This is a genomic window from Enterobacter sp. WI-ESBL-E8 (assembly GCF_053364895.1).
Map to the genome: position 1 here is coordinate 1324079 of NZ_JBRWXJ010000001.1, position 23086 is coordinate 1347164.

Genomic DNA, 23086 nt, shown 5'->3' on the forward strand with positions numbered 1-23086 from the left:
CCTGGCGGCGCTGCGCTTGCACAGGCCTACAGTATTGTAGGCCGGGTAAACGACGTGCCACCCGGCAATCAATGGGCGCCCCCGCGCCCATTTCATTCCAGCACCATGATGCAAGTTGCATTCAGGCCGCCCGCTAAAGGCAGCTTGCATGATGACGTTTTAAGAGAGGGAAGAACAATGCTCGACACAAACATGAAAACCCAGCTCAAGGCATACCTTGAGAAACTGACCAAACCCGTTGAGCTGATTGCCACGCTGGACGACAGCGCGAAATCGGCAGAGATCAAGGAACTGCTGGCGGAGATCGCCGAACTGTCGCCGAAAGTGACGTTCAAGGAAGATAACTCGCTGGCTGTTCGTAAGCCTTCTTTCCTGATAACTAACCCAGGCTCTGACCAGGGACCGCGCTTTGCCGGTTCGCCGCTGGGACACGAATTTACCTCGCTGGTGCTGGCGCTGCTCTGGACCGGCGGCCATCCGTCGAAAGAGGCCCAGGCGCTGCTGGAGCAGATCCGCGATATCGACGGCGATTTTGAGTTTGAAACCTATTATTCACTCTCCTGCCACAACTGCCCGGACGTGGTGCAGGCGCTGAACCTGATGTCGGTGCTGAACCCGCGCATCAAACACACGGCAATTGACGGTGGAACCTTCCAGAATGAAATCACCGATCGCAACGTGATGGGCGTTCCGGCGGTCTACATGAACGGCAAAGAGTTTGGCCAGGGCCGTATGACCCTGACGGAAATCGTGGCCAAAGTGGACACCGGCGCTGAAAAACGTGCCGCAGAAGAGCTGAACAAGCGTGATGCGTATGATGTCCTGATTGTCGGTTCCGGCCCTGCGGGTGCGGCGGCAGCGGTTTACTCCGCGCGTAAAGGGATCCGCACCGGCCTGATGGGCGAACGTTTTGGCGGCCAGGTACTCGATACCGTGGATATCGAAAACTACATTTCCGTGCCGAAAACCGAAGGCCAGAAGCTGGCCGGCGCGCTGAAAGCGCACGTCAGCGATTACGACGTGGACGTGATCGACAGCCAGAGCGCCAGCAGGCTGGTACCGGCAGCGGTCGAGGGTGGATTACACCAGATTGAAACCGCCTCCGGCGCGGTGCTGAAAGCGCGCAGCATTATCATTGCCACCGGCGCGAAATGGCGCAACATGAACGTCCCGGGTGAAGACCAGTACCGCACCAAAGGCGTGACCTACTGTCCGCACTGCGACGGCCCGCTGTTCAAAGGTAAGCGCGTGGCGGTGATCGGCGGCGGTAATTCCGGTGTGGAAGCGGCTATCGACCTCGCGGGTATCGTTGAACACGTGACCCTGCTGGAGTTCGCACCAGAGATGAAGGCCGACCAGGTTCTGCAGGATAAAGTGCGCAGCCTGAAAAACGTCGACATCGTACTGAACGCGCAGACCACGGAAGTGAAGGGCGACGGCAGCAAAGTGACGGGTCTGGAATACCGCGACCGCGTGAGTGGCGACGTTCACAGCGTTCAGCTTTCAGGGATCTTCGTGCAGATTGGTCTGCTGCCAAACACCACCTGGCTGGAAGGGGCGATTGAGCGCAACCGCATGGGCGAAATCATCATCGATGCGAAATGCGAGACCAGCGTGAAGGGCGTATTTGCCGCCGGCGACTGTACCACCGTGCCGTACAAACAGATCATCATTGCCACTGGCGAAGGTGCGAAGGCATCTCTGAGTTCGTTTGACTATCTGATCCGCACCAAAACCGCATAATAAAAGAAAGTAAGACGACACCTGCAATAGCGAGAGGCCACCGAAAGGTGGCCTCTTTTTTATCTTACGACCATCACCGGTATGTGGGTGTGGCGGATCACGCTGGAGGCGTTAGATCCCAGCAGATGCGTGGTAATGGAAGGGTTGCGCGAACCGATGACCACCACGTCTGCTTTCAGCTCGTTCGCCAGTTCATTTACCGCATCGCGTACGCTGCCAAACCTGACGTGCGTTTTAATGCGCGAAGGGTCGATGCTGAAATGGCTGACCATGGTTTGCAGGCGCGTTTCCGCTTCGTGTTGCAAATGCTCCTCGAAGCGACGCACGTCGGCGGCAAAGCGGTGAAGGCTCAGGCTGGCGGAACCCGGCAGCACGTGCAATAGATGGATGACGCCGTCCTGTTGCGCCAGGAACTCCGCATGGCGTACGGCCTTGTCGCTCAGCTCCATCTCAAAAACATCAACCGGCATAATGATTCTCTGATACATACCCGTTTCTCCTTGTTTATAAACGCTGAACTCATTCAACCACAAAATACAAATGGTTTCTGTAAGCGCCCCGGCAGTTTTCTTATCTTGCCAGGATAAATCTCAAAAGACCCGTATTCCCGGGCAGGCCTTCAGGGGTAGCTACCCTTATACACTTACCTGGAACCTTTCGGAGGTCGCATGAAAGCACTTACGTATCACGGTCCGCACCATGTTCGCGTCGAGAATGTCCCTGACCCCATCATTGAACAGCCCGACGATATCATTCTGCGCGTCACGGCCACGGCTATCTGCGGCTCCGATTTGCATCTCTATCGCGGGAAGATCCCGAAGGTGCAGCACGGCGACATTTTTGGCCATGAGTTTATGGGAGAAATTGTTGAGTGCGGTGCCGAGGTGAAGAATTTGCAAAAAGGCGATCGCGTGGTGATCCCCTTTGTCATCGCCTGCGGGGACTGTTTTTTTTGCCGCCTGCAGCAGTACGCGGCCTGTGAAAATACCAACGCCGGGCAGGGCGCGGCGCTGAATAAAAAGCAAATCCCCGCGCCGGCCGCGCTGTTTGGCTATAGCCATCTCTACGGCGGCGTGCCGGGGGGACAGGCGGAATACGTTCGCGTGCCAAAAGGTAACGTCGGACCGTTTAAGGTCCCGCAGCTTCTTTCTGACGATAAGGCGCTGTTCCTGTCCGATATTTTGCCTACTGCCTGGCAGGCGGCAAAAAATGCGCAGATTCAAAAAGGCTCAAGCGTAGCCGTTTTCGGCGCCGGGCCGGTGGGGCTACTGACCATTGCCTGCGCGCGGCTGTTAGGGGCTGAGCAAATCTTTGTTATCGATCACCACCCGTATCGGCTGCAATTTGCCGAGGCGCGTTACGGGGCGATTCCTATCAACTTTGATGATGACGACGACGCAGCGGAAAAAATCATCGGGCAGACTGCAGGCCAGCGCGGCGTTGATGCCGTGATCGATGCGGTAGGGTTCGAAGCGAAAGGCAGTACCACGGAAACGATCCTCAGCAACCTGAAAATTGAAGGCAGCAGCGGCAAAGCGTTGCGTCAGTGCATTGCTGCCGTGCGGCGCGGCGGGGTGGTCAGCGTACCCGGCGTGTATGCCGGGTTTATTCATGGCTTCCTGTTTGGCGATGCCTTTGATAAGGGGCTGACGTTTAAGATGGGCCAGACGCACGTCCACGCCTGGCTGGGTGAGCTGCTACCGCTTATAGAAAAAGGGCTGCTTACCCCGGAAGAGATCGTGACCCATTATCTCCCCCTTGCGGATGCGGAACGCGCCTATAAGATTTTCGAAAAACGGGAGGAGGAGTGCCGAAAGGTCATTCTGGTGCCTGGCGCAGAAACGCCCGAGGCCGCAGAGCAAAAAGTGAAGGGCCTGGTCAATGCTTTCCCGGGAGGCGTTGCGTGAGAAAACCCGCTTACCAGTGGCGTTCAAGGTAGAGTACGGCCGTGACAATAATCGCCACAAAAATCAAAAAAATGAGAGTGATAGCCAGTATTTCACTCATGACCGTCCCCGCGGCACCAAAACAGATTAAGCGTGGATTAAGGCCTTTTCGCGCGATATAGGAAAATGGGGTGAATTTGCGGAAAGAGGATGCGGCTGCATCCTCTGTGCAAAGCGGGGGCGCTTGTTCAGAAGAGGTTAACGCAGGTAATCGCCCGCGGCTTCTGGCTGGTAAAGCAACGCCAGCACTTCCAGATGGGTAGAGGTGCCGCCCGGCAATTCCCAGTGGATTGTATCGCCCGTGCGCAGCCCCAGCAGTGCGGCACCCACGGGAGCAAGGACAGAAAGCTGTGCGCTGCTGTCCGTCATCTGCGACGGGTAAACCAGCGTGCGGGTTAGCTCTTCACCGGTGGTCAGGTTGCGGAATTTTACCTGGCTGTTCATGGTGACCACGTCATGCGGCATTGACTCTGGGGTGCACATCTGCGCCCGGTCAAGCTCTTCATTCAGGGCATCGGCCACCGGTAGTGAGGCAAACTCTGCTTTTTCTAACAGCCTGTCGATACGTTCTGCGTCGAGCTCATTGATGATAATTGTAGGTCTGGACATTTTTACTCCATGTCGTTAATGCTGCGTGTCACGCAGAAACCAATCCAAAAGAAAACCCTCGCCGTCTGGCAGCGAGGGTTTAACTCTCCCGATGATACTGGCTGAGCGCGCAAGTTTGAAGTGATGAAGGTCACATTCATGGTCCATATGAATTTTCGCTGAAATTTATTCAGTCTGCATTCCCGGCGGATTGCGTTACGCTGAACGTCCTGAACCCGGGCGTTGCCCACCAACGAGAGAGAACTATGTATTTCTACCAACCGTCTCAGGGACACGGCCTGCCGCATGACCCGCTGAACGCCATTATTGGTCCACGTCCGATCGGCTGGATCTCCTCATGCGATAATGCCGGTCAGCTGAATCTCGCACCGTATAGCTTCTTTAACTGCTTTAACTATCGTCCGCCGATCATCGGTTTTTCCAGCAACGGCTGGAAGGACAGCGTGCGTAATATTACCGAGACAAAAGAGTTTGTCTGGAACCTGGCGACGCGCGACCTCGCCCAGGCCATGAACCAAACCTCTGCAATGCTTCCCCACGATCGGGATGAATTTAGCTTTGCCGGGTTAACGCCAGCGGCCAGCCAGCTGGTTAATGCGCCCCGCGTCGCAGAAAGCCCGGTGAACTTTGAGTGCCGCCTGTCGCAGTGTATTCAGCTGACCGGAGCCGACGGTACGCCGGTGGATACGTGGCTGGTGTTGGGGGAAGTGGTCGGTATTCATATTGCCGAAACGCTGCTGGAAGAGGGGATATACCAGACGGCGAAAGCGCAGCCCATCCTGCGTGCGGGTGGGCCGACGGCTTACTATGGCATCAGTGATGAAAACCGGTTTGATATGGTACGCCCGGGCGCGGGTCAGTAACCGGCTTTATCAATCACGAACTGTTTTCCGCAGTTACCCGGATGTGGCTGCGGTGCAAACGACGTCGCTGAAAGCGGGTTATTAATAGTGTCTGCCTTCAGCGAAATCTGCATCTCGGTCAGATACGCCGGATTGCCGTTGCAGGTTAGCTTGAACGCTTTGACGTTTTCCTTGCCCCAGGTTTTGGCTACGGCAGTGTCAAAGTCGCTACGACTGACGGTTTTTCCGTAGTTATCGGCGAGGAATTTGCCCACCGCACTGGTTTTAACTTCCTGATTCATTCGCACCATCGTGCCGAAATAGGCGTCGGGATCAAAACCAAAGCACACGCCATGTTTGGCATATTCGTAACGTTCCAGGCAGGAATTTCCCCCCGCGCCCGGCATCACGTCGTTGAGCTTTGCGGCACCGGAGAGCGACAGCCCGGTTTCGGCGGCGGCACATTTGCGGCTGGCCTTCACTTCCGGCATGTTCGGGATGGGACGCGTGGCACAGCCAAAGCGCATCCACCGACGTTCATCCACGCCGCGCGAGGCAATAGACTTCGGCAGGCCTGGCCATAATCCGTGCACGGTCAGAAAATCGGCTTTGTTTTCGGCCTCTTTTTGCAGCCGACACTCGTCAGGTTCATTGCGGTTGCGCTCGACCATGCTCTGACAAAAACCGGTTTGCCAGGACAGCGCCAGAACATAGCGATCGAAATCGCCATACTGCGTTGCCTTGAGCGGTTCGGCCTGGGCGGAGAAGACACAGAGTGCAAGCGCCATGGCGCCGGATGGGATAACGATATCCTTCCTGAACATATGATTTCCTGATCGAATGAGCACGATTAATTTCTGGAGGTTATTAAAGCACAAAAAGCGCCCGCAGGCGCTTTTTGGATATCAGTAATTTAGCTTAGGCTGCGCCGGGAACCAGCACTTCCGTGGCGATAATCACGATAATCAGCCCAACAAGAACCGGCACTGAGGTGCGTTTTACCACTTCGAATGGCGAGATTTTCGCCATCCCGGCAACGGCGACGACCACACCCGATACCGGCGAAATGGTACGACCCAGGTTTGAGGCCTGCAGCATGGGAATGGAGAGGTACGCCGGGTTAATACCGGAGGAGTGGGCCAGTTTTGGGATCATCTCAACGAATGCGTAGAACGGCGCATTACCGGAGCCGGTGGTCATGGCCGCGAGCATGGTGAGCACCACCAGAACCAGCATCAGGATAATACTGGCCGAGCCGAACGAGGTGGCAATGGAGATCAGACTCTGGATAAAGCCGATCGTGCTCAGACCCTGAGCAAAGACGCCTGCTGCCACCAGCAGCATCACCACGCCAGCGAAGGCATCCGCCATCCCGCGGTACGCCACTTCCAGACCCGTGAACACTTTTTGCGTGTTAAAGCCGCGCACAAATTCCAGCACGGCGGCCAGCAGCATACAGATGACCAGAATGGTGATGATGTGCAGCTGCGGACCCCATTTGCCGTCAAAAATCAGTACCCCGATAATCGGCGTGAACGGCAGGATGGCGTAGAACGCGGGAGCGGTCGTAGTGATTTCACTCACGTCCATCATTTCATGGCTGATGTTTTCTTTCTTATCGAGATAGCGCTGCCAGAAGAAATGCGCGATGCCCATCCCTACAATGGCAACAATCGAGATCGGCAGCGTGGTTTTAAAGGCGAAGTCGATGAGTGACATCTCCGCAGCCTTGGCTGCCAGCACAACGTCGCCAGAGGTAGGGGAGAGAATAATCGCTGCCGGAGACGCGCAAATTGCCGCTGCCGCACCACGGCTGATACCGACGTTCACCATGACCGGGAACAGCGTGGCCATGAGCAGCACGCCGAGGCCGGTTGCTGACGACACGGCCAGCGACATCAGGCAGGCGAGGAAATAGGCGGCGACCATCAGCAGATACGGCGAGTTGATGTACTGCAGGGGTTTCGAGGCAAGCTTAACTACCATGTCGTTGGCGCCGATATGGGTCATGTAGGCCGCAAAACCGCACAGCATCATGATCATCATACCCAGGTCGCCACCGCGGCTCATGAGCAATATTTTAATGTATTCAACAATATCAGTGGCGGTATAACCGGTGCTGGTAGCGCTGGCAGGTAATACCTGATGCCCCATTATTGCGCTGATAATCAGCAGTGTTAACCCGCCAACAAATAATACGCCCGTGGCCGAGTAGCCTTTAATGATGTAGCGTGCGACACCGACAATGACGACGACTCCAATAAGGAGTTCGATTAACGTAAGCATGATTTCCCCTGTATCTTTGCTGCACTGGAGCACAAAAAATCAATAAAAAAAGAAGGATGAAATGTGCCCAATAAATGGACCGTTCTTGCTGATTAAAATCAATAAACAGACGACTAGAGAACAGAACAATGGTGTTTTTGCCATGATCCAGACATTTATGTCATGCGAGCCTTGACCAGCAGAAATAGCGCAACATGTCTTTACAATGATAACAGATTGTTAATGTTTTGTGTAATTGGGCATGTTACTGATAAAGAAGGTTAAAGCGGTAAAAGGCACACCCTGTATGTGCTTATTCAGATTTGCTGCCAGGATTTATTAAGAATATTCCAGAAAAGAGAGTGAATAATTAGGAATAGCGCCGATGTCGTTAAGCTTTGATTCAACTATTTTATGGTAAACTTTGCCTCGAATACTAAGAATGGTAATTGCATTGTGATCGTACGTAATACATTTTTCTCTATTTTGTTGTTTATTTTTGGGCAGTTAACGTTTTCTTCTGTTGCACGGGCAGGAGACAACGCGACGGATAAAGGCTGGTTCTCAACCTTTACTGATAATGTTTCCCAAACCTGGACGGCTCCTGAACATTATGACCTCTATGTTCCGGCGATAACGTGGCATGCGCGTTTTGCTTATGACAAAGAGAAAACAGATAAATACAACGAGCGTCCCTGGGGGGCGGGTTTTGGCCAGTCGCGCTGGGATGAAAAGGGAAACTGGCATGGCATCTATCTGATGGCCTTTAAAGACTCGTTTAATAAATGGGAACCGATTGGGGGGTATGGCTGGGAGAAAACCTGGCGACCGCTAGCGGACGAGAACTTCCACGTCGGTTTAGGCTATACCGCCGGGGTCACTGCACGTGACAACTGGAACTACATTCCGATTCCGGTGCTGCTGCCGCTGGCCTCTATCGGCTACGGTCCTGCAACGTTCCAGATGACCTATATCCCGGGGACCTATAACAACGGTAACGTTTACTTCGCCTGGATGCGTTTTCAGTTTTAACTGGAAAAACTTTACATGATGGTGAAAAAACGCGCAGTCGTTGATTCATAAACGATAAAAATCTGCCAGAGAAAATTAACGCGACTTTAGTCACTTTTTATCAAAGATCCGCTGGACAAAAGGTTCCACAATTGATGTACTGGTAACCGACACAGCATTTGTGTCGTTTTTTAATGTAAAGGTAATTTTGATGTCTAAGATTAAAGGTAACGTTAAGTGGTTTAATGAGTCCAAAGGATTCGGTTTCATTACTCCTGAAGATGGCAGCAAAGACGTGTTCGTACACTTCTCTGCAATCCAGTCTAATGGTTTCAAAACTCTGGCTGAAGGTCAGCGTGTAGAGTTCGAAATCACTAACGGTGCCAAAGGCCCTTCTGCTGCTAACGTAATCGCTCTGTAATTCAGACGCGTCAGCAAGAATTTCAAAACCCGCTCACTGAGCGGGTTTTTTTCGTTTTGAATCAGCCAAGCAGATACATTTTCAGGAAGCTGGCAACGATCAGCACGCTCAACAACACCATTCCTGCGCTCATCAGACTCTGTTTCATTCTGTCACCCTCGTTCAGTACTGCATTCAGAGTGACAGAGAAAAATTAAGCCAACATTAACGTCCCGTCCGTTAATGTGTACTTGCCGTAGAAAACAGCCAGAATGCGATCCCCGTCATCGCAAAGGAACCGAGCATGTTAATCGCGATATTCACCAGCGCCCAGCCGATACGGCCTTCCTGAAAGAGAAACACCACTTCGGCAGAGAACGTGGAGAAGGTGGTTAACCCGCCGCAGAAACCTGTTGTAATCAAGATCTTCCACATGGGGTCGATGTGCGTCATTCGGTTAAACCAGGCCAGGCCCATGCCAATGATAAAGGCACCAATCAGGTTTGCAGCAAGCGTTCCCATTGGAATCGCCTGATGCAGGGGATTAAACCGCATACTTAGAAACCATCGCGCAACGCTACCCGTTCCCCCACCAATAAAAACGGCTAAAAGTAGTTGTAACACGCTTAATACCTGCTATTTGATTGTTAGAGTAGCGAGTTTAACGCCGATTATGATGAGGGGACAAATATGTATGTAGCGGTAGGGCAATTTGCGGTCACGCCTGACTGGCATGAGAACGCAAGCAAATGCGTCAATCTGATGATGCAGGCCCGGCAGAAGGGCGCGTCGCTGTTAGTTCTCCCCGAAGCGCTGCTGGCCAGGGATGATAATGATCCGGATCTGTCGGTGAAGTCGGCACAGCCATTGGACGGCGGGTTTTTACAGCAATTACTGGCCGAGAGCGTCGGCAACGAGATGACAACTATTTTTACGGTGCATGTTCCCTCCACGCCGGATCGTGCGGTGAATACGCTCGTGGTGATTCGCGGCGGGATAATAGTTGCACGTTACGCCAAGCTACATCTCTATGACGCGTTTAGCATTCAGGAATCGCGACGCGTTGACCCCGGAGACCGTGTTCCGCCGCTGCTGGAGATTGACGGGTTTAAGGTTGGGTTGATGACCTGCTACGACCTGCGTTTTCCGGAGCTGGCGCTTCACCTGGCGCTACAGGGGGCAGACGTGCTGGTCTTGCCTGCCGCGTGGGTCAAAGGACCGTTAAAAGAGCACCACTGGTCAACGCTGCTTGCGGCGCGCGCGCTGGATACGACCTGTTATGTCGTTGCCGCAGGAGAGTGTGGTACTAAAAACATCGGGCAAAGCAGGGTGGTTGATCCGCTGGGTGTGACGATTGCCGCCGCCGCGGAAGCACCGGTTTTGCTGATGGCGGAGATAAACTTAGACAGAATTGCGCTTGCCCGTGAGCAATTACCCGTTCTTCGCAATCGTCGATTTGCGCCACCGCAATTATTGTGACGTTTTTTTCAACAATGCTTGATTCACCTTGTTACAGATTGCTATTGTGTGCACGCGCTAAATGACCGTTAATACAATCAGGTTTTGGCGCTGAATGCAGCCTGTTTTAAGTAAAGAAGGTATCTATGGGTGAGATTAGTATTACCAAACTGCTGGTGGTTGCCGCACTGGTCGTCCTGCTGTTTGGTACCAAGAAGTTACGCACGCTGGGTGGTGACCTGGGCGCGGCCATTAAAGGCTTTAAGAAAGCGATGAACGACGATGATGCGGCTGCGAAGAAAAGCGCCGAGGATGACGTCCCGGCAGACAAGCTTTCCCACAAAGAGTGACGGCAATGCCTGAGGGCTTGCGAAAAAAAAACCGGCTCATGAGGCCGGTTTTTTTGTATTACTGTAAATGAATATTACAGCATTATTTAACTTCTTCGCCTTTTGCCTGCATATCGGCATGGTATGAGGAGCGAACAAATGGGCCGCATGCTGCGTGGGTAAAGCCCATCGCCAGCGCTTCGGCTTTCATTTCATCAAACTCGTCCGGGCTCACGTAGCGCTGTACCGGCAGGTGGTGGCGGCTTGGCTGCAGATACTGCCCCAGGGTCAGCATGGTCACACCGTGGCGGCGAAGATCGCGCATCACCTCGATGATTTCCTCATTGGTTTCACCCAGACCCACCATCAGACCTGATTTGGTCGGGATATGCGGATGCGCTTCTTTGAAACGCTCCAGCAGCTTCAGAGACCAGTTATAATCTGCACCCGGACGCACCTGGCGATAAATACGCGGCACGTTCTCCAGGTTGTGGTTAAACACGTCTGGCGGTGTAGCGGTCAGGATGTCCAGCGCACGGTCCATACGGCCGCGGAAGTCTGGAACCAGCGTCTCAATTTTAATGTTTGGGCTTTTCTCGCGAATGGCCGTAATGCAATCAGCAAAATGCTGAGCACCACCATCACGCAGATCGTCACGGTCAACGGACGTGATAACCACGTAACGCAGCGCCATGTCAGCGATGGTCTGCGCCAGTTTTTGGGGTTCGTTAGCATCAGGTGCAACTGGACGGCCATGGGCTACATCGCAGAACGGGCAGCGGCGGGTACAGATGGCACCCAGAATCATAAACGTCGCGGTACCGTGGTTGAAACATTCAGCAAGGTTCGGGCAAGAAGCTTCTTCACAGACGGAGTGGAGGCCGTTTTTGCGCATCGCCGCTTTGATCCCCTGGATACGCGAAGAGTCTGCCGGAAGTTTGATTTTCATCCATTCCGGTTTTCTTAACAGCGCCTCGCGCTCTGTAGCCACGTTTTTAACCGGGATAAGGGCCATTTTATCGGCATCGCGGTATTTAACACCGCGTTCCATCACAATGGGTTTACTCATAGCGTGCGTGTTCCAGTTGCGAATATCGAAGGAAAGCGTTTCAATTCAAGGGAATGTTGTATTTATCAACTATTTTTGAACGAACGACAGGCAGTATATCATTGAAACGGTCGTTAAAGCAGCCTGCCACGTCGCCAATTTGTAAAATAGTTGTTGTTTTGTGCCTTTTGCCCTGCATAGCGCAGGGGCTTGTGCTGGCTTAAGCTGTCAGAAGGCCTGGCGGATAATGCGGATGACGTTTTCAAGTACCGGATCGCGCAAACTCAATTTGTTGTAATGCAGTGAAATCTCGATAGATTCCGCATTAAGTTGCCCGAGTGGGATGCTTTCCAGCGGCCAGCATTTACGCAGCAGGTTATACAGGCGTGCCGGCATGATGCACAGCATATCGCTGCTGCCGATCAGGGATGCAGTGGTGAACATATTGTAACTGCTGAAGCTGATCTGACGCTCTGGGAAAATTTCATCAATACGCTGGCGCAGAGCATGATTAGACTGCCCCTCAGTGATGAAAGAAGAGTGGTCGTAGTTGCGCAGGTTTTCGAGGGTTAACGGCTCGCTGAGCGCGGGATGCTGCTGGCGGCACACCAGAACCAGGTTATCCGCATAGAGCACATTTTGCCCCAGCGCTCTGGCGCTGAAGCTACCGCTTTCAATAATCAGGTCCGTCTGGAACTGGGCAAGCTGAATATCCGGTTCGCTGAGCGGCACGTTGCGAAGCAGGAGCTGTGGCGCATGCTCTTTCACGGCCTGGAAGATTGCAGGCATCACCAGTACACCCACAGAAGGCGAACAGCCGATGGTGATGGTTCTCTGCTTATCGTAGCTGCCGGTTAAATCCAGAGCGCCCAGAATCGACTCCAGTCCCTGGCTGATGAACTCATGGAGGTGCGTAGCGTAAGCCGTCGGCGTTACACCCTGGCCCTTACGGATAAATAACGGGTCGGGGAATATAGCGCGTAGCTTTTGAATTGACTGGCTTATTGCTGATGGCGTGAGATTAAGAATTTTCGCAGCGTTAACGATACCCTTGTGGACATATACTGCCTCAAAAATAGTCAGTAAATTGAGATCAATATTACGTAAAGTCCGAAAAATTTGCGGCTTGTCTTCGCCACCAGAGTCATTCAGGCGTTTGGCTGGTAAATTATTATACTCCACGCTTTCACTCCGTATACATTCACAATATGAATGATAGTTGAATTTATTTATTATGCTTGTAGAGATTCGTAAAGTGTTGGTTTTGTTTCACTTGTTTATCGAAAACAAACAGTTGTGTGATTATCACTCACGTTACTTAGGCCGTGTTTGCCGCGCTTGCGTAAGGCTAAATAATATGTAACGGTAATATTCGGGCGCTTCGAAAATATAGAATCTGGGGTTTATTGTAAAGCGCAAAAGCGGTAAATAAACAGTGGCTCGTCAAATTAGCGAGCCATGTTGTACGATATATTAAGCAGGGATATATTCGTGCGGGGGATTGTTAAGTAGTGCTAACACGTTCTTCAAAAGTACGGGACGAATAGTTTCTGGCGTCGCGGTTTCAACCCAATGGCGCATGTGCGTCATTTCCATGCCGGCGTAGCCGCAGGGGTTTATACGCAGGAAAGGCGCGAGATCCATATTAATATTCAATGCGAGGCCGTGGAAGGAGCAGCCTTTACGAATACGCAGCCCCAGAGAGCAGATCTTCATTTTCCCAACGTAGACGCCCGGCGCATCGGCCCGTGGGTGCGCGTCAATACCGTATTCCGCCAGCGTCTTGACGACGGTTTGTTCCAGTAAGGTAACCAGTTCGCGCACGCCAAGCTTTCTGCGCTTCAGATTAAGCAGGACGTACATTACCTGCTGCCCGGGCCCGTGGTAAGTGACCTGCCCACCGCGATCGCTCTGAATAACCGGGATATCTCCCGTCATCAATAAATGTTCCGCTTTTCCCGCCTGACCCTGCGTAAATACCGGCAGGTGTTCCACCAGCCAGATCTCATCCGGGGTACTGTCATCGCGTGAATCGGTGAAGTCATGCATAGCCTGGGAGACAGGCTCATAAGGTTGCAGCCCGAGGTGACGGACCAGAATTTTATCCTGATACAAAACTGCGTCTCCGAAGACGAGGGACAAAAGGTGTGCGGGAGTATATCACAGCGGGGGAGAGGGGTTACCCGGCAAACCGGGTAACCGAAAAGGGACTACAGCACCATACGAACAATTTCGATATTGCCGAGCTCTTCGTACAGCGTCTCAACCTGCTCAATGTGTGTCGCAGTGATGGTAATAGAAACCGAGTGGTAGTTGCCCTTGCTGCTTGGTTTTACTGACGGAGAGTAGTCACCCGGCGCATGGCGCTGTACCACTTCAACCACCTGATCAACCAGCTCAGGTTTCGCCAGACCCATTACTTTGTAGGTAAATGAGGTAGGGAATTCAAGCAGTTCGTTAAGTTTGGTTTTCATGTCAGCTCCGGCGTAACGTCAAAAAGAATAACTCCCACGTCAGGTGGGAGTTATCAGGATACTTAGTATATGGGGATCAAAATCACACTTTCAAGTGTTCAATTTTTAACCAAACCAGTGATGGAACATCAATTTAATGTAATCAATGATTTTGCCGAAGAAATTGCCTTCAGGAATTTCTTGCAGGACAACCAGCGGACGCTGATCGATCGTCTTGCCATCCAGCTGGAAGTTAATGGTGCCCACAACCTGGTTTTTCTGCAGCGGGGCATGCAGCTCGGTGCTGTTCAGGACGTAGCTGGCTTTCAGATCCTTCATACGACCACGAGGAATGGTCAGGTACAGGTCCTTATCAACGCCGAGGGAAGCACGGTCGTTGTCGCCGAACCAGACGGGTTCAGAAGCAAACTCCTTGCCTGCTTTCAGTGGATTCACGGTTTCGAAGAAACGGAAGCCCCAGGTCAGCAGTTTCTTGCTTTCTGTTTCGCGACCTTTAAAGGTACGACCGCCCATCACGGCTGAGATCAGACGCATCTGACCTTCAGTGGCAGATGCCACCAGGTTGTAGCCCGCTTTATCGGTATGGCCAGTTTTGATGCCGTCAACGTTCAGGCTGTTATCCCACAGCAGGCCGTTACGGTTGGTCTGACGAATACCGTTGAAGGTGAACTCTTTCTCTTTATAGATAGAGTACTCATTGGGGACATCGCGGATTAGCGCCTGACCAATCAGGGCCATGTCGCGTGCGGAGCTGTACTGACCGTCTGCATCCAGGCCGTGTACGGTCTGGAAATGGCTGTTTTTCAGGCCCAGCGCGGTCACGTAGCTGTTCATCAGACCCACGAAGGCATCCTGGCTACCCGCAGCGAAATCGGCCATCGCCACGCAGGCATCGTTACCCGACTGCAGGTTGATGCCGCGAATCAGCTGAGAAACAGGAACCTGCATACCCGGCTTCAGGAACATCAGAGAAGAACCTTTGAAGACGGGGTTCCCGGTTGCCCACGCATCGTTACCGATGGTGACCAGATCCGACTCTTTGAATTTACCTGCCTTCATCGCCTGGCCGATAACGTAGCTGGTCATCATTTTGGTCAGGCTGGCCGGGTCACGACGCGCATCGGCATTCTGTTCTGCCAGCACTTTGCCAGAGTTGTAATCGATCAGGATGTAGGATTCCGCATCGATTTGCGGAACGCCAGGGATCATGGTCTTGATATTCAGGTCATCGGCGTGAGCTGCAGAGAGTGCAGCAGCGCAAAGGGCCGCGGTCAGCGCCATGCGCTGCACAAAACGAGCAGAAAAGGTGGTCTTCATGGTCAGAACTACGACATCCGTGATGGAATTAAAAAAAGTGCCTTACTATAGCAAATGCTATTCAGGCAGGCATCCGACTTTAAGCATGAGTTTGTGAATGTGTTTTACACAAACTGACATTTCGGACACCGCCGATTAATTACTTTGCAACAGCGATAAATGACTGAAGCTGAGCTTCATTCTGCAGGCGCTGCTGAAGGGTCGTTGCCTGCGATTTGCTGGCAAACGGCCCCATCTGAATACGCCACACCGCGCCGTTCTGTTCAACGCGTCCTGGTACACCGAACTGCTGGCTCAGACGCTGTTGATACTGTTGGGCCCGCGCCCGATCGCTCACTGCGCCTACCTGGACCACGTAGCTGCCGCTGGCCGCTGCCGGAGCCGCCACCGCCGCACTTTGCGTAGTCGCCGGTGCCGTTACGGGAGCCGGTTGGGTCGCTGGTGCTGTAACAGGAGCAGGGGCTGGCGTAGGCTCGCTGCCTTCAAGCACGCCCGAGGCTAAGGTCGTCGGTGCACCCAGAAAACCGCTGCTCTTTACCGGTGCGCCGGTTGAATCATCGCTTTGCAGGGTGTCATTGCTGATCGGACGGATTTCGCCACCCGGCTGAGACGGTGCTGCCGGAGACGAGGCGCTTCCCATTCCGCCGTCAAGATTTGGACGGTCGGGAAGGGCATAGGTCTGTTTCGCCACCGTCGTACACGCGGTGCCCGGCCCGGAGAGCGAGCCATCCTGCGCTACGATAATCGGGTCAATACGGACTTTGGTATTGTTCGAGGTATTCAGGCGATCGGCGGACGCGCGAGACAGGGAAATCACCCGGTCATTCCCGTACGGGCCGCGGTCGTTGATGCGCACGACGATCATACGGCCGTTCGCCAGGTTGGTGATACGGGCGTAGCTTGGAATCGGCAGCGTTGGGTGTGCCGCAGTCAGCTGCATTGGGTCGAACGCTTCCCCGGAAGCCGTCAGGTTACTGCCAGGCTCGGCATCGTAAATGGCGGCAAAGCCAGCCTGACTGAAACGAGACGGATCCTGAACAATTTTGTAGCTCTTGCCGTCGCGCTCGTAATCCTGATTAGCACTGGCATTCAGCGGTTCATAAACGGGATCGGCGCCGCTGATTTCAACGTTCGGGCCATTACACACCGCAGGCTGCGGCGGCGCGACGGTTGCCTGTTGCTGACCATCATCACTTGTGCAGGCCGCAAGTAAACTTGCCGCAATGCAGATCCCCAGCCACTGCTTACGCATTCCGATCCCCTTATTTTTATACGCTTTTCGACAACATTTTTCTGTGGGTATGGATCGACATCACGATACCAAACCCGGCCATCAACACGATCAGTGCCGAGCCTCCGTAACTCACCAGCGGCAGCGGTACGCCTACCACCGGCAGAATACCACTCACCATACCAATATTTACGAAGACATAAACGAATAAAATCAGCATCAACCCGCCAGCCATGACGCGACCAAAGGTGGTTTGCGCGCGCGCTGCAATCCACAATCCCCGCATGATCAGCAGGACGTACAGTGCCAGCAATATTAAGATGCCAACCAGCCCCAGCTCTTCCGCCAGTACGGCGAAGATAAAGTCTGTGTGGCGTTCCGGTAAAAATTCCAGCTGCGACTGCGTGCCGTGCAGCCAGCCTTTACCGCGCAGGCCGCCGGAGCCAATCGCAATCTTGGACTGAATAATATGATAACCCGCGCCCAGCGGATCGGTTTCCGGATCGAGCAGCATCATGACGCGCTGGCGCTGGTAATCATGCATCAGGAAGAACCAGAGGATAGGGATGAACGCCGCGATCAGCACTACCGCGATACCAATCAGACGCCAGCTCAGTCCCGACAGGAAAAGGACAAACAGGCCTGAGAGGGCGATAAGGATTGAGGTGCCGAGGTCAGGCTGTGCCGCAACCAGCAGCGTCGGCAGGAAAATCAGCACCAGCGCGATGGCGGTATTTTTCAACGACGGCGGACAGACGTCGCGGTTGATAAAGCGAGCCACCATCAATGGAACGGCGATTTTGGCAATTTCCGAGGGCTGGAAGCGGACAATACCCAGATCCAGCCAGCGCTGCGCCCCTTTTGAAATGGCGCCAAACGCATCTACCGCAACCAGCAAAATAATACAGAAGATGTAGAGATAGGGCGCCCAGCCTTCGTAGACGCGCGGCGGGATCTGCGCCATCACCACCATGATGATCAGACCCATCGCGATCTGGCCGATTTTGCGCTCCATCATGCCGATATCCTGGCCGCTGGCACTCCAGATAACCAGAGCGCTGTAAACCAGCAGAGCCAGGAGGATCAGCAGCATGGCTGGGTCGATGTGGATTTTATCCCACAGCGATTTTTTATTTGGATTATCCGTCATGATTATTGGTCCTCCGCCGCAGCGGCGGCCGGGTTTTCAGCCGGCAGTTCGGTGTTGTTATCACCCAGCATAATGTGGTCCAGGATCTGGCGCATGATGGTCCCTACCGCTGGCCCGGCACCGCCGTTCTCCAGAATCATCGCCACCGCGACCTGCGGGTTATCATAAGGGGCAAACGCCGTCATCAGCTTATGGTCACGCAGACGTTCGGCAATGCGGTGTGCGTTATAGGTTTCGTTGGCTTTCAGACCAAACACCTGCGCGGTACCGGATTTCGCGGCCACCTTGTACGGTGCGCCGGTAAAATACTTATGCGCGGTACCGTTCGGGCGGTTTGCCACGCCGTACATACCGTCTTTCGCGATTTCCCAGAAGCCGGAGTGAATGTCACCCACCGGGGCCTCGTGCGGCTGGTTCCACGGCACTTTTTTGCCGTCTTCAACCGTGCTCTGTAGCAGATGAGGCACTTTAACCACGCCGTCATTGATGAGGATCATCATGGCTTTGTTCATCTGAAGCGGCGTTGCCGTCCAGTAGCCCTGGCCGATACCCACCGGAATGGTGTCACCCTGATACCAGGGTTTTTTAAAGCGCTTCAGCTTCCATTCACGCGTCGGCATGTTGCCTGAACGCTCTTCTGAAAGGTCAATGCCGGTGTAATGTCCGTAGCCGAATTTGCTCATCCACTCTGACAGGCGGTCGATCCCCATGTCATAAGCCACCTGATAGAAGAAGGTATCCGCAGATTCCTCCAGCGATTTGGTGACGTTCAGATGGCCGTGGCCCCATTTTTTCCAGTCACGATAGCGCTTATCTGAACCTGGCAACTGCCACCAGCCCGGGTCAAACAGGCTGGTATTACGGTTGATGACGCCGGCACTCAGTGCCGAGACCGCCACGTACGGTTTAACCGTGGATGCCGGGGGATAAACCCCTTGCGTCGCGCGGTTCACCAGCGGTGTATTGGGGTCATTAAGCAGGCCGGAATAGTCTTTACTGGAGATGCCGTCAACAAAGAGGTTTGGGTCATAGCTTGGCATTGACACCATCGCCAGGATGCCACCGGTACGCGGATCGGTCACCACCACGGCTGCACGGCTGCCCGCCAGTAAGGTTTCAATATACTGCTGCAGTTTCAGATCGAGCGTCAGATAGACGTCGTGCCCGGCCTGAGGCGGCACTTCTTTCAGCTGGCGAATAACGCGGCCACGGTTGTTAACTTCAACCTCTTCATAGCCGGTTTGCCCGTGCAGAACATCTTCGTAATAACGTTCAATCCCCAGCTTACCGATATCGTGCGTTGCCGCGTAGTTGGCCAGCTTGCCGTCTTTATCGAGGCGGTCGACGTCTTTGTCGTTAATCTTGGAAACGTAGCCAATCACATGCGTCAGCGCGGAGCCGTAAGGGTAGTAGCGACGCTTGTAACCCTTCACTTCCACGCCGGGGAAACGGTATTGATTCACCGCAAAACGGGCCACCTGAACTTCCGTCAGGTTGGTTTTTACCGGAATGGAGGTGAAGCGGTGAGAGCGGGCGCGCTCTTTTTTGAAGGCGGCGATATCGTCATCGTTAAGATCGACAACGCTCTTCAGCGCTTCCAGCGTATCCTGAACGTTATCAACTTTTTCCGGCATCATCTCGATTTGATAGATGGTGCGGTTTAACGCAAGCGGAGTGCCGTTACGATCGTAAATAATGCCGCGGCTGGGTGCGATAGGCACCAGCTTAATGCGGTTTTCGTTTGAACGCGTCTGGTAGTCGGTAAAGCGGACAATTTGCAGATTATAAAGGTTGGCGATCAGCACGCCGGTAAGCAGCAAAATCCCCGTAAAGGCGACCAGTGCCCGGCGCACAAACAGCGCGGACTCAGCCGTATAGTCGCGAAAAGAATTCTGTAGTTTCATCCGCTGCTTAATCTACCCTGGTCAGTCATTACTCGCGGTGATAGGGGTGGTTGGTAGTAATGCTCCACGCGCGATACAGGCTTTCCGCTACCAGTACCCGAACGAGCGGGTGGGGAAGCGTCAGCGCGGAGAGAGACCAACTTTGTTCTGCTGCCGCTTTGCAGGCAGGGGATAACCCTTCAGGCCCGCCAATCAACAGACTGACGTCACGGCCATCCTGCTTCCAGCGCTCCAGTTCGTGCGCCAGCTGCGGCGTATCCCAGGGCTTCCCTGGAATATCGAGGGTAACGATGCGGTTTTTGCCTGCGGCAGCCAGCATCAGTTCACCCTCTTTATCGAGAATACGTTTGATATCGGCGTTCTTGCCGCGCTTTCCGGCGGGGATTTCCACCAGTTCGAACGGCATGTCTTTTGGAAAACGACGCAGATATTCAGTAAAACCGGTTTGTACCCAGTCCGGCATTTTGGTGCCGACGGCGACCAGCTGCAACTTCACGCATTAACCCCAGAGTTTTTCCAGCTCATACAGGCGACGACTCTCGTCCTGCATGACATGGACAATGACATCGCCGAGGTCGACAACTACCCAGTCAGCCGTCGCTTCACCTTCAACACCCAGCGGTAACAGCCCTGCTGCACGCGATTCCTGAACCACGTGATCGGCAATCGAAACCACATGACGCGTAGAAGTACCGGTGCAGATGATCATGCAGTCGGTAATACTGGATTTACCCTTAACGTCGATAGCGATGATGTCCTGACCTTTCAGGTCATCAATTTTGTCAATAACAAAATCCTGGAGTGCTTTACCCTGCAAGTTTTCCCCCTGGGGTGAATGAGATTATAAAACGTTGAATTCGTAGCCAGGCAGTATACCTGAACTCACGCCTGTATCGGGACAACTGTCTCCGGCCAGGCTTTTGAAGGCGGGTATCATCCCACCCTCCGCCTGAGATTGCATCGCCATTTTTGTAAAACAATTTCTGTAAAGCAATGATCGGCGGGAAAGTCTGGCAGCGGAGGATAACAGTATGGCTTAACCTGTCAAGGCAGGATAAACAATAAGCCACTTTTTATGCCCTCCGGCTATTCATCTGCGCTTTTCTGATACAAACCGTGCGTATGAATATACTCAAGCACCGCTGCCGGTAGCATATCGTCACACGCTAAACCTTGCTGTAAACGCTCGCGAATGAGTGTTGCAGAGATATCGAACCACGGCGTTTCCGCCAGATAAATCTTCCCGGCAGGCTGATTGTGGAGATCCTCAACGTTATCCGTGAGATGGTCTTCCAGCCACTGCTGGTACTGCTCTTCGCGCATGGTCAGCGGATAGCCCGGACGGCGGCAAACGAGCAGGTGGCTGTTCTCCAGAATGGTTTCATACTGATACCATGTGGGGAAATTCAGCAGGGAATCCTGGCCGATAATAAAGGCCAGCGGCTGGTCAGGGCCCTGTTCGGCTCGCCACTCCTGAAGCGTCTGAGACGTCCAGGAGGGCGTGTCGCGACGCAACTCGCGCTCATCAAGTGTGAAGAGCGGTTTATCTGCGATGGCAAGGGCAAGCATCTCTTTTCGCTGCTCGCTGGTTGCCTCGGGCTGCGGACGATGGGGCGGAACATTATTGGGCATAATGATGACGCGCTGAAGGCCGATCAGATTCGCCAGAATTTCAACCGGCTTCAGATGTCCGTAATGTACCGGGTCGAAGGTGCCGCCATACAAGGCCTGTAAGGAATGCATACTATCCATCAATAAAAACGTCTGCCAGCGCCTTATGGCAAAGCAGCAGAGAAAGGCTTTCCAGCTCTGCCCAGACCGACTGACCATAATCTTGTTTTAACGTGAGCTCAGCGCGCATCAGAAGCTGTACAGCCTGACGAAGCTGTTCATGACTCAGGCGGTTAACGGCCTCGGTGGTCATCGCCCTGCGGTTTTGCCACACACGATGTTTATCAAACAGCGAGCGCAATGGCGTATGGGCTGACTGTCGCTTGAGCGTAACCAGCAGCAGCAGTTCGCGCTGCAGCGTACGCAGCAGAATGACGGGTTCGCTCCCTTCCAGGCGCAGCTGCTGCAGAATATGCAGGGCGCGTTTGCTTTTCGCCGACAGCAGCGCGTCCACCCAGTGGAACGGCGTGAAGTGCGCCGCGTCGTTAACGGCCTGCTCAACGCGCGGTAAGGTCAGCTTGCCGTCCGGCCACAGAAGGGAGAGTCTGTCCAGCGCCTGCGCCAGGGCCAGCAGGTTACCTTCATAGCAGTAGCAGAGCAGTTGATTTGCCGCATCATCCAGCTGAAGATTGTTTTGCTTCGCTCTCGCGGCCACCCACTTAGGCAGATGCGCCTGCTCAGGCGTCTGACAGGTGACCAGCACCGCGTGGGTGGCGAGCTGGGTAAACCACGCTGCGTTTTCCTGGGCTTTAGTCAGCTTATTGCCACGCACAATGAGGAGCAGATCGCTGTGTAACAGGCTGACCAGCGTGGCGAGCTGCTCATTAATGGCCGCGTTAGGACCGTTATCCGGCAGCAGGATTTGAATCGTCTGGCGCGAGGCAAAAAGGCTCATCGCCTGACACAGTGAGAAGAGGGTGTTCCAGTCGGTGTTGTTATCGATCTGGACGGTGTGGTGTTCATCAAAGCCCTGCGCGGCCGCCGCATGTCGCACGGCATCCAGGCTTTCCTGAAGTAATAACGGATCGTTCCCAAGAAGCAGATACGCCGCGCGCAGCCCTTCATTGAGCTGCGCGCGGAGTTGTTCAGGATACAGCCTGATCATCAGTTACCCATGGAGGTAGAAACAGGAGCTGCGTTAGCGTCCGGTTTTTCGATGATGTCAGAGCCTTCTTTCTTAGACGCTGCAACGGTCGGCAGTTTACGGATCAGCTGTTCCGCGGCCTTGTCGTACATTTCGTTGATGATAATCTGCTGTTCGGCATCTTTTGCCAGCGCCGTCTGCGGGTTATCAAAGAACGAACGGTACACTTTTGTACTGATTGGATAAATGTCTTTACCCGGGATCAGCACGGCTGCGTTAACCGTCATGACCATTTGATACTCAGCGGTGCGGCCATCCTGGAAGATAGAGGCCGTATCTTTGCCGAGCGTCATCCCCAGAACACGCAGAGACGGAACATCCTGGCGCAGCGTGTCTTTCTCAATCAACTCAACGCCGTTCAGACGAAGCTGATTACGGATTGCCCGGCTGAGAGGACCATTCGGATCCGAAGAGTCAAAGATCATTGTTTTCATCTGAGCAGGCACCGCCGTAGTATTGCGCAGGTGCCAGCCACAGCCAGCGGTGACAAGCACCGCCAGAGATAAGAGTATTGTTGCCAGTTGTCGCACGTTTCCTCCCGCGC

Annotated in this window: 26 protein-coding genes; 7 read left to right on the plus strand and 19 right to left on the minus strand. The window is 53.7% G+C overall.

All coding sequences use genetic code 11. The features are described from left to right. The first annotated feature begins 177 nt into the window (after positions 1–177). Positions 178–1743 (plus strand): alkyl hydroperoxide reductase subunit F, encoded by a 1566-nt coding sequence (gene ahpF / locus ACWHWP_RS06260; RefSeq protein WP_447855263.1) that lies wholly within the window; start codon positions 178–180, stop codon positions 1741–1743. A gap of 59 nt (positions 1744–1802) precedes the next feature. Here ahpF and uspG read toward each other — a convergent pair whose 3' ends face one another. Further along, on the minus strand, positions 1803–2231 hold the full coding sequence (gene uspG / locus ACWHWP_RS06265; protein WP_023310731.1) for a universal stress protein UspG: 429 nt from the start codon (positions 2229–2231) through the stop codon (positions 1803–1805). A gap of 180 nt (positions 2232–2411) precedes the next feature. On the opposite strand from uspG, the gene ACWHWP_RS06270 reads away from it, so the two are divergent. Beyond that, a complete protein-coding gene (locus ACWHWP_RS06270; protein ID WP_059310809.1) occupies positions 2412–3650 on the plus strand; it encodes a zinc-dependent alcohol dehydrogenase in 1239 nt (412 codons plus the stop codon). Positions 3651–3660: 10 nt separating this feature from the next. Here the strand turns inward: ACWHWP_RS06270 and yldA are convergent, their stop codons facing one another. Together yldA and rnk are read right to left on the minus strand one after the other, a co-directional pair. Continuing rightward, positions 3661–3750 carry a small membrane protein YldA gene (gene yldA, locus ACWHWP_RS06275; RefSeq protein WP_278184542.1) on the minus strand — a complete coding sequence of 30 codons (90 nt, stop codon included), beginning with the start codon at positions 3748–3750 and terminating at the stop codon, positions 3661–3663. Positions 3751–3887: 137 nt separating this feature from the next. Further along, complete coding sequence (rnk, locus tag ACWHWP_RS06280; protein ID WP_059310810.1) at positions 3888–4298, minus strand: nucleoside diphosphate kinase regulator; 411 nt, start codon at positions 4296–4298, stop codon at positions 3888–3890. Between the two features lie 245 nt (positions 4299–4543). Between rnk and ACWHWP_RS06285 the strand changes: the two genes are divergently transcribed. After that, positions 4544–5161, plus strand: coding sequence for a flavin reductase family protein (locus tag ACWHWP_RS06285; RefSeq protein WP_059310811.1), 618 nt, complete (start codon positions 4544–4546; stop codon positions 5159–5161). On the opposite strand, the gene rna is transcribed toward ACWHWP_RS06285, so the two are convergent. Both rna and dcuC read right to left on the minus strand, forming a co-directional pair. Then, complete coding sequence (rna, locus tag ACWHWP_RS06290; RefSeq protein WP_409994340.1) at positions 5155–5928, minus strand: ribonuclease I; 774 nt, start codon at positions 5926–5928, stop codon at positions 5155–5157. The two genes, ACWHWP_RS06285 and rna, sit on opposite strands and share 7 nt — an antisense overlap. A 130-nt stretch (positions 5929–6058) precedes the next feature. Next, positions 6059–7426 carry an anaerobic C4-dicarboxylate transporter DcuC gene (dcuC, locus tag ACWHWP_RS06295; RefSeq protein WP_059310813.1) on the minus strand — a complete coding sequence of 456 codons (1368 nt, stop codon included), beginning with the start codon at positions 7424–7426 and terminating at the stop codon, positions 6059–6061. A gap of 393 nt (positions 7427–7819) precedes the next feature. Here dcuC and pagP point away from each other — a divergent pair, with 393 nt between their 5' ends. After that, complete coding sequence (gene pagP, locus ACWHWP_RS06300) at positions 7820–8437, plus strand: lipid IV(A) palmitoyltransferase PagP (RefSeq protein ID WP_447855264.1); 618 nt, start codon at positions 7820–7822, stop codon at positions 8435–8437. A gap of 190 nt (positions 8438–8627) precedes the next feature. Beyond that, entirely contained in the window at positions 8628–8837 is a 210-nt protein-coding gene (cspE, locus tag ACWHWP_RS06305; protein WP_002439184.1) for a transcription antiterminator/RNA stability regulator CspE, read from the plus strand. A 219-nt stretch (positions 8838–9056) separates the two neighbouring features. Here the strand turns inward: cspE and crcB are convergent, their stop codons facing one another. After that, positions 9057–9440, minus strand: coding sequence for a fluoride efflux transporter CrcB (gene crcB / locus ACWHWP_RS06310; protein ID WP_059310814.1), 384 nt, complete (start codon positions 9438–9440; stop codon positions 9057–9059). A gap of 66 nt (positions 9441–9506) precedes the next feature. On the opposite strand from crcB, the gene ACWHWP_RS06315 reads away from it, so the two are divergent. Both ACWHWP_RS06315 and tatE read left to right on the plus strand, forming a co-directional pair. Continuing rightward, entirely contained in the window at positions 9507–10295 is a 789-nt protein-coding gene (locus ACWHWP_RS06315) for a deaminated glutathione amidase (protein WP_447855265.1), read from the plus strand. Positions 10296–10420: 125 nt separating this feature from the next. Beyond that, positions 10421–10624, plus strand: a complete 204-nt coding sequence (gene tatE / locus ACWHWP_RS06320) for a twin-arginine translocase subunit TatE (RefSeq protein WP_023310742.1) — start codon at positions 10421–10423, stop codon at positions 10622–10624. An 82-nt stretch (positions 10625–10706) separates the two neighbouring features. Here the strand turns inward: tatE and lipA are convergent, their stop codons facing one another. From lipA to lptE, 13 genes are all read right to left on the minus strand, one after another. Beyond that, positions 10707–11672 carry a lipoyl synthase gene (gene lipA / locus ACWHWP_RS06325; protein ID WP_047347107.1) on the minus strand — a complete coding sequence of 322 codons (966 nt, stop codon included), beginning with the start codon at positions 11670–11672 and terminating at the stop codon, positions 10707–10709. A 207-nt stretch (positions 11673–11879) separates the two neighbouring features. After that, positions 11880–12833: a YbeF family transcriptional regulator gene (locus ACWHWP_RS06330; RefSeq protein ID WP_059310816.1), complete on the minus strand. Its 954-nt coding sequence runs from the start codon at positions 12831–12833 to the stop codon at positions 11880–11882. A 291-nt stretch (positions 12834–13124) separates the two neighbouring features. Then, the gene (lipB, locus tag ACWHWP_RS06335) at positions 13125–13766 is read right to left on the minus strand and encodes a lipoyl(octanoyl) transferase LipB (protein WP_447855266.1); all 642 of its coding nucleotides are present in this window, start codon (positions 13764–13766) and stop codon (positions 13125–13127) included. A 95-nt stretch (positions 13767–13861) separates the two neighbouring features. After that, positions 13862–14125 (minus strand): DUF493 family protein YbeD, encoded by a 264-nt coding sequence (gene ybeD, locus ACWHWP_RS06340; protein WP_006177135.1) that lies wholly within the window; start codon positions 14123–14125, stop codon positions 13862–13864. A 105-nt stretch (positions 14126–14230) separates the two neighbouring features. Beyond that, positions 14231–15442, minus strand: a complete 1212-nt coding sequence (gene dacA / locus ACWHWP_RS06345) for a D-alanyl-D-alanine carboxypeptidase DacA (protein ID WP_023334890.1) — start codon at positions 15440–15442, stop codon at positions 14231–14233. Between the two features lie 139 nt (positions 15443–15581). Further along, positions 15582–16694 carry an endolytic peptidoglycan transglycosylase RlpA gene (rlpA, locus tag ACWHWP_RS06350; protein ID WP_059310818.1) on the minus strand — a complete coding sequence of 371 codons (1113 nt, stop codon included), beginning with the start codon at positions 16692–16694 and terminating at the stop codon, positions 15582–15584. A 16-nt stretch (positions 16695–16710) separates the two neighbouring features. Continuing rightward, complete coding sequence (gene mrdB, locus ACWHWP_RS06355; protein ID WP_008501037.1) at positions 16711–17823, minus strand: peptidoglycan glycosyltransferase MrdB; 1113 nt, start codon at positions 17821–17823, stop codon at positions 16711–16713. 2 nt (positions 17824–17825) lie between these two features. After that, the gene (mrdA, locus tag ACWHWP_RS06360; RefSeq protein WP_059310819.1) at positions 17826–19727 is read right to left on the minus strand and encodes a peptidoglycan DD-transpeptidase MrdA; all 1902 of its coding nucleotides are present in this window, start codon (positions 19725–19727) and stop codon (positions 17826–17828) included. Between the two features lie 28 nt (positions 19728–19755). Beyond that, entirely contained in the window at positions 19756–20223 is a 468-nt protein-coding gene (gene rlmH, locus ACWHWP_RS06365; protein WP_003858701.1) for a 23S rRNA (pseudouridine(1915)-N(3))-methyltransferase RlmH, read from the minus strand. Between the two features lie 3 nt (positions 20224–20226). After that, the gene (gene rsfS / locus ACWHWP_RS06370) at positions 20227–20544 is read right to left on the minus strand and encodes a ribosome silencing factor (protein WP_023334893.1); all 318 of its coding nucleotides are present in this window, start codon (positions 20542–20544) and stop codon (positions 20227–20229) included. A 269-nt stretch (positions 20545–20813) separates the two neighbouring features. Further along, a complete protein-coding gene (gene nadD, locus ACWHWP_RS06375; protein WP_063955503.1) occupies positions 20814–21479 on the minus strand; it encodes a nicotinate-nucleotide adenylyltransferase in 666 nt (221 codons plus the stop codon). After that, positions 21472–22503, minus strand: coding sequence for a DNA polymerase III subunit delta (gene holA / locus ACWHWP_RS06380; RefSeq protein WP_059310821.1), 1032 nt, complete (start codon positions 22501–22503; stop codon positions 21472–21474). The genes nadD and holA overlap by 8 nt, the downstream gene beginning before the upstream one ends. Continuing rightward, positions 22503–23072, minus strand: coding sequence for an LPS assembly lipoprotein LptE (lptE, locus tag ACWHWP_RS06385; protein WP_047347100.1), 570 nt, complete (start codon positions 23070–23072; stop codon positions 22503–22505). The genes holA and lptE overlap by 1 nt, the downstream gene beginning before the upstream one ends. Positions 23073–23086: the final 14 nt, after the last annotated feature.

Coding starts and splice junctions, on each gene's coding strand:
- ahpF (WP_447855263.1), top strand. CDS start 178: ATGCTCGACACAAACATGAAAACCCAGCTCAAGGCATACCTTGAGAAA.
- uspG (WP_023310731.1), bottom strand. CDS start 2,231: ATGTATCAGAGAATCATTATGCCGGTTGATGTTTTTGAGATGGAGCTG.
- ACWHWP_RS06270 (WP_059310809.1), top strand. CDS start 2,412: ATGAAAGCACTTACGTATCACGGTCCGCACCATGTTCGCGTCGAGAAT.
- yldA (WP_278184542.1), bottom strand. CDS start 3,750: ATGAGTGAAATACTGGCTATCACTCTCATTTTTTTGATTTTTGTGGCG.
- rnk (WP_059310810.1), bottom strand. CDS start 4,298: ATGTCCAGACCTACAATTATCATCAATGAGCTCGACGCAGAACGTATC.
- ACWHWP_RS06285 (WP_059310811.1), top strand. CDS start 4,544: ATGTATTTCTACCAACCGTCTCAGGGACACGGCCTGCCGCATGACCCG.
- rna (WP_409994340.1), bottom strand. CDS start 5,928: ATGGCGCTTGCACTCTGTGTCTTCTCCGCCCAGGCCGAACCGCTCAAG.
- dcuC (WP_059310813.1), bottom strand. CDS start 7,426: ATGCTTACGTTAATCGAACTCCTTATTGGAGTCGTCGTCATTGTCGGT.
- pagP (WP_447855264.1), top strand. CDS start 7,820: ATGGTAAACTTTGCCTCGAATACTAAGAATGGTAATTGCATTGTGATC.
- cspE (WP_002439184.1), top strand. CDS start 8,628: ATGTCTAAGATTAAAGGTAACGTTAAGTGGTTTAATGAGTCCAAAGGA.
- ACWHWP_RS06315 (WP_447855265.1), top strand. CDS start 9,507: ATGTATGTAGCGGTAGGGCAATTTGCGGTCACGCCTGACTGGCATGAG.
- tatE (WP_023310742.1), top strand. CDS start 10,421: ATGGGTGAGATTAGTATTACCAAACTGCTGGTGGTTGCCGCACTGGTC.
- lipA (WP_047347107.1), bottom strand. CDS start 11,672: ATGAGTAAACCCATTGTGATGGAACGCGGTGTTAAATACCGCGATGCC.
- ybeD (WP_006177135.1), bottom strand. CDS start 14,125: ATGAAAACCAAACTTAACGAACTGCTTGAATTCCCTACCTCATTTACC.
- dacA (WP_023334890.1), bottom strand. CDS start 15,442: ATGAAGACCACCTTTTCTGCTCGTTTTGTGCAGCGCATGGCGCTGACC.
- rlpA (WP_059310818.1), bottom strand. CDS start 16,694: ATGCGTAAGCAGTGGCTGGGGATCTGCATTGCGGCAAGTTTACTTGCG.
- mrdB (WP_008501037.1), bottom strand. CDS start 17,823: ATGACGGATAATCCAAATAAAAAATCGCTGTGGGATAAAATCCACATC.
- mrdA (WP_059310819.1), bottom strand. CDS start 19,727: ATGAAACTACAGAATTCTTTTCGCGACTATACGGCTGAGTCCGCGCTG.
- nadD (WP_063955503.1), bottom strand. CDS start 21,479: ATGGATAGTATGCATTCCTTACAGGCCTTGTATGGCGGCACCTTCGAC.
- holA (WP_059310821.1), bottom strand. CDS start 22,503: ATGATCAGGCTGTATCCTGAACAACTCCGCGCGCAGCTCAATGAAGGG.